The 15,133-nt window shown below is 50.0% G+C and carries 15 protein-coding genes; 2 read left to right on the forward strand and 13 right to left on the reverse strand.

Annotated elements, in window-relative coordinates:
* Positions 1-64 precede the first annotated feature (64 nt).
* Entirely contained in the window at positions 65-949 is an 885-nt protein-coding gene (locus tag P2W70_RS20930) for an AraC family transcriptional regulator (RefSeq protein WP_276483473.1), read from the reverse strand.
* A 181-nt stretch (positions 950-1,130) separates the two neighbouring features.
* Here P2W70_RS20930 and P2W70_RS20935 point away from each other — a divergent pair, with 181 nt between their 5' ends.
* Positions 1,131-1,685: a hypothetical protein gene (locus tag P2W70_RS20935; protein WP_276483474.1), complete on the forward strand. Its 555-nt coding sequence runs from the start codon at positions 1,131-1,133 to the stop codon at positions 1,683-1,685.
* A gap of 16 nt (positions 1,686-1,701) precedes the next feature.
* Here P2W70_RS20935 and P2W70_RS20940 read toward each other — a convergent pair whose 3' ends face one another.
* The 6 genes from P2W70_RS20940 to P2W70_RS20965 all read right to left on the reverse strand — a co-directional run bounded on the left by P2W70_RS20940 (position 1,702) and on the right by P2W70_RS20965 (position 6,907).
* The gene (locus P2W70_RS20940; protein WP_276483475.1) at positions 1,702-2,106 is read right to left on the reverse strand and encodes a hypothetical protein; all 405 of its coding nucleotides are present in this window, start codon (positions 2,104-2,106) and stop codon (positions 1,702-1,704) included.
* Positions 2,107-2,110: 4 nt separating this feature from the next.
* The gene (locus P2W70_RS20945; protein WP_276483476.1) at positions 2,111-2,668 is read right to left on the reverse strand and encodes a hypothetical protein; all 558 of its coding nucleotides are present in this window, start codon (positions 2,666-2,668) and stop codon (positions 2,111-2,113) included.
* Positions 2,669-3,315: 647 nt separating this feature from the next.
* Positions 3,316-3,921 (reverse strand): tetratricopeptide repeat protein, encoded by a 606-nt coding sequence (locus P2W70_RS20950; protein WP_276483477.1) that lies wholly within the window; start codon positions 3,919-3,921, stop codon positions 3,316-3,318.
* Between the two features lie 93 nt (positions 3,922-4,014).
* Positions 4,015-4,740, reverse strand: a complete 726-nt coding sequence (locus tag P2W70_RS20955) for a hypothetical protein (RefSeq protein ID WP_276483478.1) — start codon at positions 4,738-4,740, stop codon at positions 4,015-4,017.
* Between the two features lie 734 nt (positions 4,741-5,474).
* On the reverse strand, positions 5,475-6,563 hold the full coding sequence (locus tag P2W70_RS20960) for a HigA family addiction module antitoxin (protein ID WP_276483479.1): 1,089 nt from the start codon (positions 6,561-6,563) through the stop codon (positions 5,475-5,477).
* Positions 6,564-6,574: 11 nt separating this feature from the next.
* Positions 6,575-6,907, reverse strand: coding sequence for a type II toxin-antitoxin system RelE/ParE family toxin (locus P2W70_RS20965; RefSeq protein WP_276483480.1), 333 nt, complete (start codon positions 6,905-6,907; stop codon positions 6,575-6,577).
* A gap of 236 nt (positions 6,908-7,143) precedes the next feature.
* Between P2W70_RS20965 and P2W70_RS20970 the strand changes: the two genes are divergently transcribed.
* The gene (locus P2W70_RS20970; RefSeq protein ID WP_276483481.1) at positions 7,144-7,725 is read left to right on the forward strand and encodes a PhnA domain-containing protein; all 582 of its coding nucleotides are present in this window, start codon (positions 7,144-7,146) and stop codon (positions 7,723-7,725) included.
* 1,322 nt (positions 7,726-9,047) lie between these two features.
* On the opposite strand, the gene P2W70_RS20975 is transcribed toward P2W70_RS20970, so the two are convergent.
* The 6 genes from P2W70_RS20975 to P2W70_RS21000 form a co-directional block, all read right to left on the reverse strand.
* Positions 9,048-9,452 carry a hypothetical protein gene (locus tag P2W70_RS20975; RefSeq protein ID WP_276483482.1) on the reverse strand — a complete coding sequence of 135 codons (405 nt, stop codon included), beginning with the start codon at positions 9,450-9,452 and terminating at the stop codon, positions 9,048-9,050.
* Positions 9,453-9,565: 113 nt separating this feature from the next.
* Positions 9,566-10,657: an NAD(P)H-dependent flavin oxidoreductase gene (locus P2W70_RS20980; RefSeq protein WP_276483483.1), complete on the reverse strand. Its 1,092-nt coding sequence runs from the start codon at positions 10,655-10,657 to the stop codon at positions 9,566-9,568.
* A gap of 28 nt (positions 10,658-10,685) precedes the next feature.
* Positions 10,686-11,426: an SDR family NAD(P)-dependent oxidoreductase gene (locus P2W70_RS20985; protein ID WP_276483484.1), complete on the reverse strand. Its 741-nt coding sequence runs from the start codon at positions 11,424-11,426 to the stop codon at positions 10,686-10,688.
* Between the two features lie 6 nt (positions 11,427-11,432).
* Positions 11,433-11,651, reverse strand: coding sequence for a tautomerase family protein (locus tag P2W70_RS20990; protein ID WP_276483485.1), 219 nt, complete (start codon positions 11,649-11,651; stop codon positions 11,433-11,435).
* A gap of 122 nt (positions 11,652-11,773) precedes the next feature.
* On the reverse strand, positions 11,774-12,346 hold the full coding sequence (locus P2W70_RS20995) for a Crp/Fnr family transcriptional regulator (RefSeq protein WP_276483486.1): 573 nt from the start codon (positions 12,344-12,346) through the stop codon (positions 11,774-11,776).
* A gap of 147 nt (positions 12,347-12,493) precedes the next feature.
* The gene (locus P2W70_RS21000) at positions 12,494-14,962 is read right to left on the reverse strand and encodes a discoidin domain-containing protein (RefSeq protein WP_276483487.1); all 2,469 of its coding nucleotides are present in this window, start codon (positions 14,960-14,962) and stop codon (positions 12,494-12,496) included.
* Positions 14,963-15,133 lie beyond the last annotated feature (171 nt).

The raw sequence follows: 15,133 nt of genomic DNA on the forward strand, positions 1-15,133 counted from the left end.
ACACGAGAAATTTGTTGGGTTCCGGCGCACGCCGGTCCATGCATCAATGGTCATCTGGTTCGGATTAAGACCCTGTTGGAGAAATGCCCGATTTGAATTGTGCCCTGAACTGGCCGGGCGATTCATGAGCCAGCTTACTGAATAAACGGTTAAAGTACCTGGGGTCGTCAAAGCCCACCCTGGCAGCAATCTGCTTGACGCTTAAATGGGTGTAGCATAACAAACGTTGCGCTTCACGCAGCATTTCCTGCTGAATAAAATACGAAGCATTAAAACCTGTAACAACCTTGATCGTTTCGCCGAGATAACTCATTGATAGGCGCATCAACTGCGCATAATCACCGGGCTTCTTTAGCTCCTTGTAATGCTTTCTGACAAGTTGTTTGAATTGCCGTACCACATCGATGCTTCTGGCAGAATGATGCCGTGTGGCATATTTTGCATTGGCTTGAAAACCAGCAGCCAGCTTATAAATACCCGGGATGGCCAGGGCATTGACCGCGCCACGGTGCAGGCTACCCAATGAAAAATCGTGATAGGTATGCAGCAGAAGTTCAAAGTAACGGACAAACCAGTCGAGATCAGCACCCTGAACGGGCAACACGGGATCGCTGACTATCGAACGCTCAATGATATTCCCCGCCAGTTCATCGATCAGCTTGGCATCTAAATACAGGATAAAACCGTTGCTGGCATCATGGAAGCGTATGGCCCGCTGAATATTTCCCGGCAACAACAGTAGCATGGAATGATGCGCCACATTAACCTTCCTGAAATCTACCTGCAGTTCTGCATGGCCTGCAGTCAAAAGAATAATGACATAATGGTCATTCCGATGGGGCTGTCCGATGTCTCCAAACCGTTCAGCGATGTAATCATCACTGATGCGGTCAATATGAACCCCTGCAATATGCTCCTTCAGCATCAATATCGGAATGGTATATTTCATGTACTTCGCCCTTGATCACAACACAAAATTACACCGCTATTCACCCGGGAAAGTGCACTGAATCCGCGCTTTTGTTGGACAAATAAGCTTTTTAGGCGGGGCGAGGAGTGTTGAAATAGGCCTGGCTTCCACTTGTATTTAATGCGCCAGTTATTATCTTTACGGCTATTATTCGCCCCTCATGAACAAATATATCATTTCGGCCATATTAGCTACTTCAGGCATCGCTTGTACCAATAACCCGCCGGCTGTAACGGCCTCCACAGACACACGCGCAGAATCCCCCGCAAAGACGGAAAGCACCCTACCCGACACGGCCAGCGTGCAAAAATGGATTACCGGAGTTATCGAAGGTTTTTTGAATAGCGAAATCTCCAATGCAAGGCGCGACTCCATGATTAACTCGCTCACCAAAGACTACCAGGAGTTTAAACAGGACGCATTGAATGTGGAGTACGACAATGGCGACTCCACCATTACCGAAGAAAAGTTCAAGAAGAAATGGCAGCACAAATACAACACAGACCGGGCTGGAGAAGGCGGGTATTTTATTTCAGCGCAGGACAATGGAAAATGTAAAGTGACCACCTGTCAATGGCTGCGCAATACACAAGACGCTTCTTTCTACAAAGTAGTTATCGAAGACGTCGACAATAATCTCTCCTACCACCGCGACATCAAGGTCATCCACCAAAACGGCAAGCTACTGATCGACGACATCCTCGAGTACGACTAAAAGCTTGCACACCTGATTACTGCTCATCAGACTCGATCATCAAAAGCGCATTCATAGAGCCCTGCCGATGTTGTTGCAGGTAAGCAATGATAGAGACTTGATCAACCAGGTGCAGCGGCACGCCGTTGTTTACAATGATGATGGAATCAAAATGACTGGCAAAAGTCTTCACTCCCGGATCTGACCATCCTCCGATGCCGTAATGAAAAGAGGTATCCCTGGTGCCTCCTGGCAAAGGGAGTGTCAGCATCACCTTATCATTGGGAGAACGTTGCAACCCGGGAAATACGGTTCCGTTGGCATACACAGACACCGAATAGTTAGGTTTATCGACAGAACGCACCTGCAGCACCTTTGCCGGATCGCAGCCAGACAATGCTGCCATTACTGCAAATGCTGCAACGAGTAAACATGCCTTCATAGAATCATTTTAAGTATTTCCGGAATACAGTACTATAACGGTCGCCAAATCGAACAATGGTGATTTCGCTATAAGGGATCGAAGTGGTGCGTGCATCCAATTTTCCCTCGGGATTATAGTATTGAACACCAACCAATGTCTTAAGGACCTTTTTGATGGGACCAATGACAAAATCCGGCTCTTCCTGGTCTTCCAATTCTACGATCACATGATAATCCAGCGCACGAAGGCTCCGGAACAGATCAGGCCAGGAATCAAGGGATACCGGTTGCTGCAAACCCCAGGAAGCACCCAGCCCACCTTCCCCCTTATAGATTTTTTTCGACATCCTGTCAAATCGGTTGCAACGCAGACTCTCGAAACCATGCTTGGGAATAACCGCATAGCCGTCTGATGCAAAATCCCTGTCGATCTGAAGCAGTAAAAAGTCTTTAGAAATACCCAGTATAAACCCGGTAAGATTATCCCCCCAGGACCGCTCCAATGTAACAAAATCCTTCCGGTCGCTGTGCTTTTGCATCATCAGTTCATAGGCGCCAATGGTCTTTTTATCGTTCTTCATAGTACCTATATTATGATCGATCCTTGTTTAAAGAACGTCAACGATGCACCCTCAATAAATGCTTCTATGGATGTACGGGTGGTCGCCCTGGTATTTGTCAGTTCAAAATAGAATACCGTGGGATTCGCAACACCTCCCCGGTAAAACCAAAAGCTGAACCTTTTCTGCGTAGAAGACTTGTTCAAAAACGTTAATTCGGTCACACTGCTAATCCTTCCTGTTGCTCCCGGAAGAATACCCATCACACGCGGATATAAAAGCCCTTTGGAAAAGATCGTCAGGAGTCTACTATCCGTATCCATGATTTTCAAGGAAGCTATTCCCCAGAAAAAGTTATCCCCCTCCACTACGATTGCTCCCTGATAGCGAGCGTACGCCTGTTTCACATACCCAGTATCAAACAATAGGGTCGCCCAGTAGCCTCCTGCTCCCCTTGATTCTCAAATTCGGTTTTTACTGGAACCGTAGATGGCTTATTTGAATTCGACTGCGCCAGCAGTGCAGAAGAAAACATAAAACATATAATCGTCACTAACAACCGCATGGTAAGTGTTTAAGCGCTTTACGGCATAAATATACACGTCAAAATTTTCCCCATTCATGATATACCACTGCTTTAGGACGAGCAACTCTGGCAATGATGTCATTTAGTCGGCTCCTCCATTCTCCATATACAATTGATGGTAGCTCGAAGACAGCTCAGTCTGACCAGTTTGCTGATACAACAGCGATAGTTCCAGAAAAACAAACTCACTGGAAGGGCCGGACGCTATGCTGACAAGAAATGCTTCGATAGCCTCCTCTAACCGGCCCTCATCCCGCAGGATATAACCCAGATCTTCCGCCACCGGACTTTTATCGACCGCCTTATCAAGCCCGGCCCGAAGCACATCGATGCCTGGTGCAGGATTTTCCTTCACGTAGTACAATTCATAATTACCATAGCATTCCGCGGCCACGGAAGGAATCACACGGAAAGGAATATCGTATATAGGCCTAACCGCCGGCATACCAATACCATCATTTAATATGACCGTTTCCACGATGCGCTCCGGAATGGCTAACATTAAATAACAATTTAGTGCAGCACTGGGAAAAACCTGCATACCCTTTACAAGATAGGTTCCGTACTCCGCCGGAATTAACGCCGTTTCCACAACTTCGATATCCCAATCAAGTATATCGGCAGCGTCAGACTGGGTAATCACAAAAACCAGCGCATCAGTTTCCGTAAACAGATCAGCTATTTTCATGTGGTTCAATTTGAGTATACTACAGCTTCCGCCTATACTTCACAGACCTCCGTATCCCAAAAACGGTTAACAGGCTGGTCAACCGATCAGCCATCAACTAACCGCCTGCTCCATGACCGACAGCATGCGTGTCAATTGCGAACGGCGCCTTTCCTTAACAGGTTCATCATATCGATTGATCAATACAGGAAGCAACTGTCTTTTGAGTGCAATGATGGTTAGCTTCTTTAGATTCGCCTCCACAATCCCTTCTTCCACCAATTGAGCAAAGGCCACGCCTATGATCGCATTATCAGTGTAAAGCAGAAACATACCAATATCACCCTTCGAATTCTCCAATACTACCTTACGCAGGTCTGCCTCACTGCTGTTTCGTATTTTTTCATCCGCCGAGTTAGCAACTGCTTGCTTCAACAGCTTAACACGTTCGCTGATGATCGCTTCATCGAGCACCGTTGACGAGTCAAGTATTGCCTTTATCCGAACGCTGTCGCTGACCGTCCAATCCAATGCAGGGTAGTTCCATTCTGCCCGCAGCCTGTTTACAAAAGCAACCGGATCACCTGATTTTTCCGTCAACCGCCAGGCATGAAACCGCTGCGCGGCATCCCAGCCATCGTCGCTCCCAAACGGCGCCGCCTCCTCACCTACGTCCCAGAAAAAAGAGTCCTTCATGAGCTGCTGAGCGCGGAGGTTCGCCGTTTCATAACTGAATTGAAACCCGGCATCCTTCGGCGCGCCGGGAGTGGCTCCCCGGTTAAGATCCCATTTACCTACTCCCTGACAGCCGCCCGACACAATGACCAGGGCAGCAAACAAACAAATTGTTACGATAAACTACATGATGGTATCTATTACTACCGGTAATATAGCACTTAATAAAACATGGCGCAATAACCACTGCACCGATCAACACTTTACCACGTCCCACGACCCCATCAAACATTTTGATCATATCTCCTTCCATTCCCGGTAATTTCCTTAGATCATTCATTTTTTTTCCTTGCCGGTGGAGAGCACGGTGAGGTGTACCCACACCCTTGCTTTCAGCCTGCTGTGTAGCAGACAAAGTCACCAACTGATTGCCGGCGCGCTGACACCAACCGTTCTGTAACAGGAAAAACAATATCGATAAGAATTTAGTCATGATTATTATTGGATCAGTTGCATGCTACCTGCAAAAACCTGACTACACAATTGCGCCGTCTGGGTTGCCCCAGCCGCCTAATCCTCAAACCTGAACGGTATAGACCGAACCACCCTATCCCACTTGAACGTGTCACAGTAGGAGTATTTGATCTTCAGTCGAAACTGCTTGCCCTTTGCATATTTGCCCAATAGTTTACCAGGCAACATCGCATATCGACTGCTATCCGAACGCGCAACCTGATAGATCCTTGCTTTTCTGTTTAAGGTTATAAACGTAATAAATATACCTGGAAGTAAATAAATACGAATATTTATAAGCAGAGCCATAGTAATAGTGTCGGAAAGCTTACTAATTGCCGCCCATTGTGAAGATTGACAGCCATGTGGAGGAAGGAAACAAAATCTTATTCAAAACTGACCGGAACAATGTATTGCGTACCGAATGAATAAGATACCTTTTTTAAATGCTGTAGTCGGCCCACGATAATTGCAGGATGAGTATTAAATTTAGTAGCATATAGAGGAACTTCTGATTCTTGCAAAGGAAGAGCAGACAACAACTCAGCTTCTTGATCAAGAGATAATGTCCATTTTCTAGCAAAATCATTGGCCTCCTCTTCTTTCAATTGCTCTTTGTCACTATAAACTACATTTTCAAGAAAGATATCTTTTTTCCCATGTAACAAAATATGACCAGCTTCGTGAAAAAAAGTAAACCAAAAACTGTCATTGCGCTTATACCTGCCTGACAACTGAATGAATGGCGTATCACCTAGCCAACGCGTCGACCCACAGATCGGTGCCTTATTAATACATGGAGTATGAACTACCTTAACACCTGCATGAAGGCATATAGATTGCAATTGTTGAAAATAATCAATTGGCTGACTGGCCATGACCGACCTCAACTCCAGCAAAGATTCCCTAAACCGCTTCTCATTATAAGGTCTGGCAGAAAGTAGGGCAGCATCCAATTCGCCTTTTCTTAGCCAGGCAGAAATCGCGTAAGCCTCATTAGTATGCGCAAGAGAAATTCGGAAAGCAACTTTCAACTGTTGTTTAAAGTAATAATCCTCCCAGGCACCATGATTGGCAAAGCCAAAAAACGCAAGCATCTCATTGGCCTTCTCCTGCCAGGATTCTACTGGAGACAACCACTCTTTCTTGATCATATCTGCAACTGGGAAACGCTTAGCCCATGCAACCGCTTTATCGATTACCTGTTGTCTTTTTTCCCTGGCTATAAACTCGTCATAACTTCGCTGAAGTCTTAGCCAGAAATCCGCAGGTATTTTGGTAACGCTTTCAAATAGCAAAGCCATATCCGGCATAATGGAGCTTTTACCATTCATCACGGCAATTATCGTCTTTTCCGGCTTACCGGTGCGCAAAGCAAACTCTTTGGGCCCCATATCCATTTCCTGAAGTTTTTCGGACAAGGTTTCTCCAGGATGAAAAACTACCGGAGGACTATATGGGTGCTTTTTTGCCATAAACAACTGTTTTAATGATAATCTGCTATTTCAACGATTTCAACACCCTTAATTTCCACCCAAATAAATTGACCATGGTCGTTGATTGGAATTGGTCGCTCGTGAGGAACAAAGATTAATCTGTAAGGATGATCCAAATCACAGGCCCATTGTCCCTTTCTATTGTTGGTTAATTCATGAAACCTCCCTGGCAGGTGCCTTACGTCTTCCAAAGTCAAAGCATTATGAAGGGCATTAAGCCGCTTCATGAATAACTCAGCACGTTTTTTTCCCATACCCTGGATACACTTCTTGTTATTTTCAGCATATCCCTCCAACTTCTTATCGCCAAAAGTAATATCCACGCAAAAGTAATTATTTTTTAGCTAACACTTACTGTAAGTCATAATTTCAACCCAAAACCATTAAAACAAGCAACAACAAACTGATTATCAACATCTATAAAACATTCCTCAAAATCACATTTTCTAAAACGAACAACCCATACGTATCAACCATTCTAGATTTCCCACCTGACCCTGGTCACCCAATAAGTTCCGGAAAAACCCTACATTCGCGCACTTGTAAAATTTTACCCATCATGAAAGCAGTCGACCAGGTGCGCGCACGCAGCCAGCAACAATGCGAATTATGCCAGTCAGCAGAACCACTGGAAGTGTATGAAGTACCGCCAGCCTCCTACGCCAGCGCCGATAACATCATTAATATTTGCCACCACTGCAGAACGCAGATCGATAAGAAAGCCCCGATCGACAACGAACACTGGCGTTGCCTCACCACCGCCATGTGGAGCGAAGTGCCCGGCATACAGGTCGTATCCTGGCGCATGCTCAACCGCCTGCGCAACGAAAGCTGGGCTATGGAGAATTTGGATATGTTGTACCTGGCCGATGACCTGCTCACCTGGGCCAAAGCCACTGGCGATCACGAAAATGATGGCACCGTAGACTTACACAAAGATGCCAACGGCAACCTGCTGCAAGATGGTGATACCGTGGTGCTCATCAAGTCACTCGATGTAAAGGGATCTACGCTCAATGCCAAACTGGGCACCGTCGTCAGGAATATCCGCCTCGTGCAAGACAATACCGAACAAATTGAAGGAAAGATCGAAGGGCAAACCATCGTGATCCTCACCAAATACCTGCGGAAGCAAAACTGATTGATCCCCATTGCGTCCGCCCGGCGGGCGCAATGTTTCCCTATCAGCTACCACTACCTCGCCTTCCTCGGTGCCTTGTTGCTTTGCTGCCTCGTTGCCTTGCACCACTTTCATACACCGCAGCGCACCTCCCCGCACAATCACCAGGCCCTTATCAGTCATCGCATAAAACTCAATTCCCAGCAACCAAAAGGCAATCTGCCCATTTAAAGGCGCTACACCATGTTCAGCGACAAATTCATCACTACACTTGCGACCAACCGCGCTTAACTTACCCTCCTTGATGTCGCGGGTATAGGTCCCCTTCCTAAAGTCCACATACAGCATCGCCGATACCAACCGGAAATGCGTCGCTGCTTTCGGAACATCCTTATCCGCACGGCGCAGCCGGAAACCATCCATAGACACTTGCACCTGGCTGTTCGAAACATCGCAGCAATCAGACAGGTTAAGCGGCAATAGGTCATCCAACGCCAGCTTACGATTCAATTCAAAGCCTTCCAGCAAAGACACGTCCCCCACTTCCAGACGGCGCTCACCCCACTGATGTACCTGATCAGCACGAACCCCTTTATACAACCACGCGTTGATACGACCCGCCAAATAACGGTCCGTTACACCATCTCTTAAATTTCCCATAGCTGCGCGAAATACCTTGGTAGCCTTTCCGGCGATTGCAAATTCTGCATTGTTTCGACGGGTATTCGCAAAGGATGCAGCACGTTTGATGCGCTCCTTCGAAGGGCCGGTCTTCTCTTTAGCATAGGTCTCACCATTTTCACCGCGCACAAACGTCATTCCTCCAATAGATCCGCTTAATTTGACAAAGCTCTGTACTTTAGCCATAGAATAAAGTTTATATACAATATACGGATAATGCGATAGGGTTTCCAAATCCTGACTGTCCCATGTTGGGAAATGATCATTTTTGACTACAATTGAACAGGCATTGGGCTCAAACCAGAACTAGTTAAAGCGTAACCATCATACTGGCTGCCTGGCGCATATGGCAATAGCCTGCCCCTGGTTCCACCCATAGCAACGCCGTAGCTGTCCCATAGCTGTCCCATAGACGCGCCTATCCAGCCGGCAGTCAGCGGCAGGTCAATTCCGGGTCAACTCCGGGTCAAAGCCATATCAGGAGATATCAAACGTAGGCGGGACGCAGGTTTACATTGGTCCCAATCGGCATACTCAATCCCATGGCGGGTTTGATCGTTTCAGAGAAAGTAAAAAAGAAGAACATAAACATAAAGACAGGCGCTCTCAGACGCCTGTACAATATACAACGGGAACGACCCGCATTCCAAAAATAATCGATACTAATTCGTGGCAACACAACGCACCATGCACCACATCTCGGTATCGGTCCGGTACCATTCCACACACTCATAAGCGGGGTCAAACCGCGGGTCACTCATCAACCGGCCAAATACGTCCTTTATACCGTCAATCTTCTCCATCCAGCCGTCGATTGACTCCACCAGCCAGTCACCCTGCGGGATCACGCTCGCGGAATAACCCAGTTTGGCAGCCTCCTGCTCCGTGCCCACGGCAGCCGCCTGGTACACGATCCGCCCACTGTTCTCCATATGCGACAGGCCGTAATAGACGCGGTCGGGCACCTTTACACACAGTTCTTCGAAAGCCGCCTGAATACCCTCAGGAAACGTAGGAACCTCCTTACACAAAACAGGAATATCCTGCTCGAGATGATGAATAAACATACTGGTAGGTTTTATACAAACTTACCAATTAACCATCAGGCACAGGAGGTCCACCTGCGACAAAAACAAGGGCATTTGCGCCCTGCCATTCCGCTGTATTTCCTCAGTTGCCTCTATGCCTTGCTGCCTCGTTGCCTTTCCATTATCATATCAGTCTCCTCCACCAACGACCCCATCAGTGCTGCTGCCCTCCGGTGTTTCAGCAACGGCGCCGCCTGTCCACTCCAGAAAAATACCAGGTCCCAACGCTCCTGCTCCACCGCAGCCTTCCGCAAACTCGACACAAACTGGCTCTGCACCGGAAACGGCAGCAAAGATGACTCTTTACCGATCACGTCCTGCGCTAGCTTCGTTACTATGCCACGGCCTAGTCGGCCGGTAAAAGCTCGTGTAAGTATAGTAGTATAATCTCCGCTCAACAGCATATCCCGGTGCACCGGCATGGCACCCGATTCTTCCGTTGCCAGGAAAGCCGTACCTACCTGCACCGCATCAGCGCCCGCCGTCAACGCCGCCGCAATCCCTTTGCCATTGGCAATGCCACCCGCCGCGATCACTGGCGCTTTCACGCGCTCTTTGATCAACTGCGTCAGCACAAACGTGCCCATGGTCGATTGCTCTGCAGGCGCCAGCCACGAAGGCCGGTGACCGCCCGCTTCAAAACCACTCGCCACGATCATGTCCACACCCGCCGCATCCAGCGCCAGCGCTTCCGCCAGCGTGGTAGCCGCCCCCGCAGTCAGGATACCCAGCTTACGGCATTGCTCCAGCACCGCCGCCGACGGAATACCAAACACAAAACTGAACACCTTCGGTTTTACATCGAGTATCACCTGCACCTGGTTCTCATAACGGGATTGAAAAGGCGCTGGCTTATCGGGCACCGCTATCCCCAGCTCATCAAAATAAGGTTGGTACAAAGCCTTCACCTTGTCATATTGCGCATCCGTAATTACCGCACCCGGCGCATCCCCATCGCTCACCCACAGGTTGATGTTATAAGGCTTATTCGTCAGGGCATTGATCTGTTGTACTTCGGCATAGATGGCCTCGGGGCTCAGTGTATAAGCACCATAGCCACCGATACCACCCGCATTGGAAACAACGGCCGTCAAAGCGGCCGTAGAGAAATTACCACCAAAAGGACCCTGCATGACCGGGTAATCCACTCCGGCCAGCTTTGACACCCGCGTTTGATTCCACATAACTACCTTGTTTGTTGTTTAAGACCGATCAGATACCCGGCAGGTTGTACCCCGCACCAAAACCACCATCCACATTGATGATCGCTCCGTTGATAAAGTTACTCTTTGCCACCGTATACACCATATCCGCTACATCGCCCACTTCTCCTATCCGGTTCACCAGGTGCAGCCCCGCCGTCTGATCACTCTTGTCACCATGCATCGGTGTTCTGATCGTACCCGGTGCCACGGTGTTTACCCGGATATTGTACCGGCCAAACTCTGCGGCCAGTTGCAACGTCAGCGCATGCACCGCCCCCTTACTCGCCATTTGTGCGGTAATGGGTACACCACCGATGCCCTTGTACACGAAAGGTGTACCGATATTGATGACGACGCCGCCTTTTTGCTGCAACATCACCGGGATCACCGCTTGCGTGGTGAAATAGGTACCCTTCAAGTTCGTATTCAGAAACCGGTCGAGGTAGGCTTCATCGACCTCCAGGAAAGGCTTGGTCTCGAAGATACCGGCATTGTTCACCAGCACATCTACCCGGCCAAAACGGTCCACCGCTTCCTTGACGAGCGCCTTGCCGGTCTTAGGGTCGGCCACATCACCAGCCACCATGGCCAGTTGAGCGCCTGCGCCCAGTTCGTCGTACACGGCTTGTAATTTGGCCGCTGTGTGCGAATTGATCACTACGTTGTCACCTTTGTCCAGGAAATACCTGGCTAGTTCTTTACCGATGCCCGAAGAGGCACCGGTGATAATCACCGTTTGTGTACTCATGATGGGTTACTTTTTGTCGGCCGTAATGCCGCGTTCACGTAATAAAGAGGTCTGTTCCCCCGCATAGCCCCAGTTATCGGTGTCGATCTCGTCGATCACCACATGGGTCAGGTGCGGATCTTTGTTGAGTACACTGGTGATTACATCGGTTACGCCCTTGATGAGCGCTTGTTTTTGCTGACGGGTAACGCCTTCGCGCGTCACCTCGATTTTAACGTAAGGCATAATAATTAGTTTAGTGTCCGGCACCAACAGCAACCGCTATCGTGCAATTGGACAACACAAAGTTGAGAAAAGACAGGAAGGTGATTGTGTGACCTGGGTCACATTCGGGGAGCAACGCCCCTTTAAGGATGGTACAGCCGGCTGAGGGTTTCGCGCGACACACCCAGGTAGGCTGCGATCAGTTGTTTCGGCACCAGGTTGTACAGCTCGGGATATTGCTGCAGCAACTCTTCATACCGGATCTTGACATCGTTGTTCATGAACGATAACAGCCTTTTCTGCAAGGCCACATACCCGCGGTTGGTACGCCAGCGGAAGAAATGCGCCACAGCCGGAATGGCCGCACACAAGGCCTCCCGGTCGGCATTCGACAGCTTCAGCACTTCAGCATTGGTAATACAATCCACGGTAATGGTGGCCCGCTGACCACTGTACAAAGCCTGGTAATCGGAAGCCCACCAGGTAGGCATAGCAAATTGAAGAATAAACATTTTGGCCTCGTCGTTCACGAAATACGACTTCAGGCAGCCTTCCAGTACAAAATACTCGCTATCCACCCGGTCTCCCTCGTGGATCAGCGACTGCCCCTTCTTCAGTGACAGTGGTGTAAAGCGGTCAAAGATCGCAGCATGCTGCTCGGGCGTCAGCGCCACCATTTTGGCAATATGGGCTTGTAAAATATCGGCTCCGTTCATAGTTCGGAACCAAAAATAAGGAATTGATGCCGATTGCGGGATGCAGGATAACCCGTTTGCAATCCGATCATCAGCCAGGGCGGGCAGCGCTACCTCAAAGACGTGATCACGGCGCTCCTGGACAGTATCCGTCGAATATAGCGCACTTTACCGCTTCTCCTCCCCGCGCATCACGAAGAACGGAGCGCCGGCCCCGGTGCCAAACAGCTCAATCTCGCCCACCTGCAAAATGGTGCCGCTGTTATTCGACAGGTTCAGCCGATAGTGCGTGTAGGCAGTCGTGTTGGTAAAAGAAAAGGTCTTCGTTTGATACCGGTTGGGGAAATCCTGATTAGTGCGCGTATCGATCGTCGTCCAGCTTGTCCCGTTATTCGACCCCTGCAAGGTCCAGCTTAGCGGATCACGTTCCGGCGCATCATTGGCCGACGCTATAGAATATCCCGTAACCGTATACGGCGAATTGGCCTGGTATTGTACCCAGCCACTCGCGTTGAACGTGAGATACTTTGCCCGCACATGGTTATCGATCAGCTTGGTGTACTCCTCTCCGGCCGGTGACCCGGTCTGGTATTGCGCACTCACCGTGCCGCCAAAATCCGTGATATCCTGCCCCTTCGGCCCCGGGTCTACCACCAGTCCATTCGCCTGGCGCAGCAGCTGAAACAAATGATCGGGCCGCACCACCACATAATTGCTGCCCAGCGAAGCCGCCACATTCTTGAAACTCGTAGGCGTCACATTCGTCCAGGGTTGCGCCTGAATTATGATAAAGCGCGGTGAGGTACCATTCCAGCCCGACGCCGCCGTTGCAATATGATCTTTCATCGCCTGCTCATTGGTACAGTAGTTACACGACAGCGCCTGTCCCGGCAGCGAACCGCTGTACACCGTCAGCCCGCCACCAGTATTCTGCGCCGTCAATCCCAGCAGCGAAGGCGCATTGTCCGCAAAGCTCTGCCCCACATTCGCATTGATACCCCCGGTGATCGTATTCCAGATCGTCACTACCCGGAAGCCCGCCTTGCGGTTATAGCGTTCCGTTTGCGACACGAACTGGTCCAGCGAAGCGGCATTGGGGAAATTATTCGGATACGCATACCCATACCCCGACGGACCAGAGATCAGGTTGTCGTTAGCCGTAGCCGATTGCGCATAGAAGTTCAACGCACCCGGCATGGCATCGATCATCGCGGGCGATAAGGTCCAGCCCATCGGTACCGTGCCCCGGTCGGGGTTGTTCCACAACTTGCGCATCAGGTGTTCGATGTATTGCAGGTTGTCGCCATCACTCAGTATAAAGGCTACATAGAGTTTATTTTGCAGGGTTGGTTTGGCAGGAGGCGTTTGCAGGTTGATCGTCCGCGCAGTGCCGCTGTGCATCGTCAGGTTGCTGCACCAGTCGCTGGCAATCGTAGCAATGCCATAGGTCGAAGCTCGTTGCACACCCGGCGCTTCCTCCGGCCACCAGCCCATCACATTGGCACCCGGTGGCATCGACGACAGGAAGCTATTCAGCAACGTGCTCTCCGACGCCACATTGGGATCGAGCCACAGCGTCGCCGCGCCAATGGCCACCGCGTACTCACGCAGCGCCGCCTTGTGCACATCCGGGTTGAGGCCGATCAGCACCCGTTTATCGAGATTGGGCCAATGTGTATTGTACAGCGCCTGGTATACCTGCAGCTTGCTGGTGTATTGGTTACGCAGGTCGGTAATGATGGGGAGGTTATACGGCGCCCCCTGCAACTTCGACAACAAACCCGGCGAAGCGATCAATGCCTTCTGCCCCCGTGCCAGCACGGTGGCCAGGTTGATGGTAGCCGTTTGTGCCGGATCGTACACGATCAGCCCCAGCAACTCACTTCTGTACTTGGTGATGAGGCTCCACTTATCCGCCGGCTCGTTCCAGCTCATGCCCAGCGATTGCAGCCAGGTATATTGGCCTTCGGCAAAGGCGTCGCCTTCATAACTGAAAATGCGCGGTTGCGTACGGTTCACGATGCCTTTGAGCGAGGCAAACAAATACATTTCTGCAGAAGAAGCATTCTGCTGCACCGCCACCCAGTCTACCTTGGTATAGGAAGTTCCGCGCCAGTATACCCGCAGTTCGAGCGATTGATTGGCCGCTGTTAAGGTGAAGGGCAACGTAAAGTTGACATAGGAACCTGCAGCCGTAAATTGCTGCCGGGTAATGGTCTGTGTGGCAAGAATAGCGCCTGATGTCGCATTGCGCACATCGATATCGACGATGGGATCATTGTTGGCGGTGTTGTTGTCGACCTTCATCCTGAACTCCGCCACATTGGGCCCTGGCGGAATACTGCTGTCGTAGGGACCATACACCATATGGGCATTGGCCGCGTCGATGCCCGTCTGGCACAGCCAGCCATCTGTCTCCAGCCGGCCCGTACCATGCCCGATAGACCCACCCTCCGCTTCCCAGCGACTGCTGGATTGGCGCAGCAGGATCAGGTCCTGCGTCGTAGCAGGAGCCGGAAACGTGGGCAACAGTTGGCCTGCGGGCCAGTTATACTGGGAAGATGCCGTAACGGCAAGGAGCAGGAATAGCAGAAAAGGTAAAGCAGTCCTGGATGGCAAAGCGACCGGCTTCAACATAGGTTAAAGTTTTGTCGAATATAACACCCTTCCGTCTCAACCCTTCCCCATATCGTCTCATTTTACCACCAATTTGTATGGCCGGCGAATCGTTCGCCTTACCACCCAAATGATGCGTACAGGTGTTTTCAACCACCGGATCTGGGCCTTTTCACGGGTCATTGCAGGAAG

It is taken from the genome of Paraflavitalea pollutisoli (genome assembly GCF_029360705.1).
Taxonomy (GTDB): domain Bacteria; phylum Bacteroidota; class Bacteroidia; order Chitinophagales; family Chitinophagaceae; genus Paraflavitalea; species Paraflavitalea pollutisoli.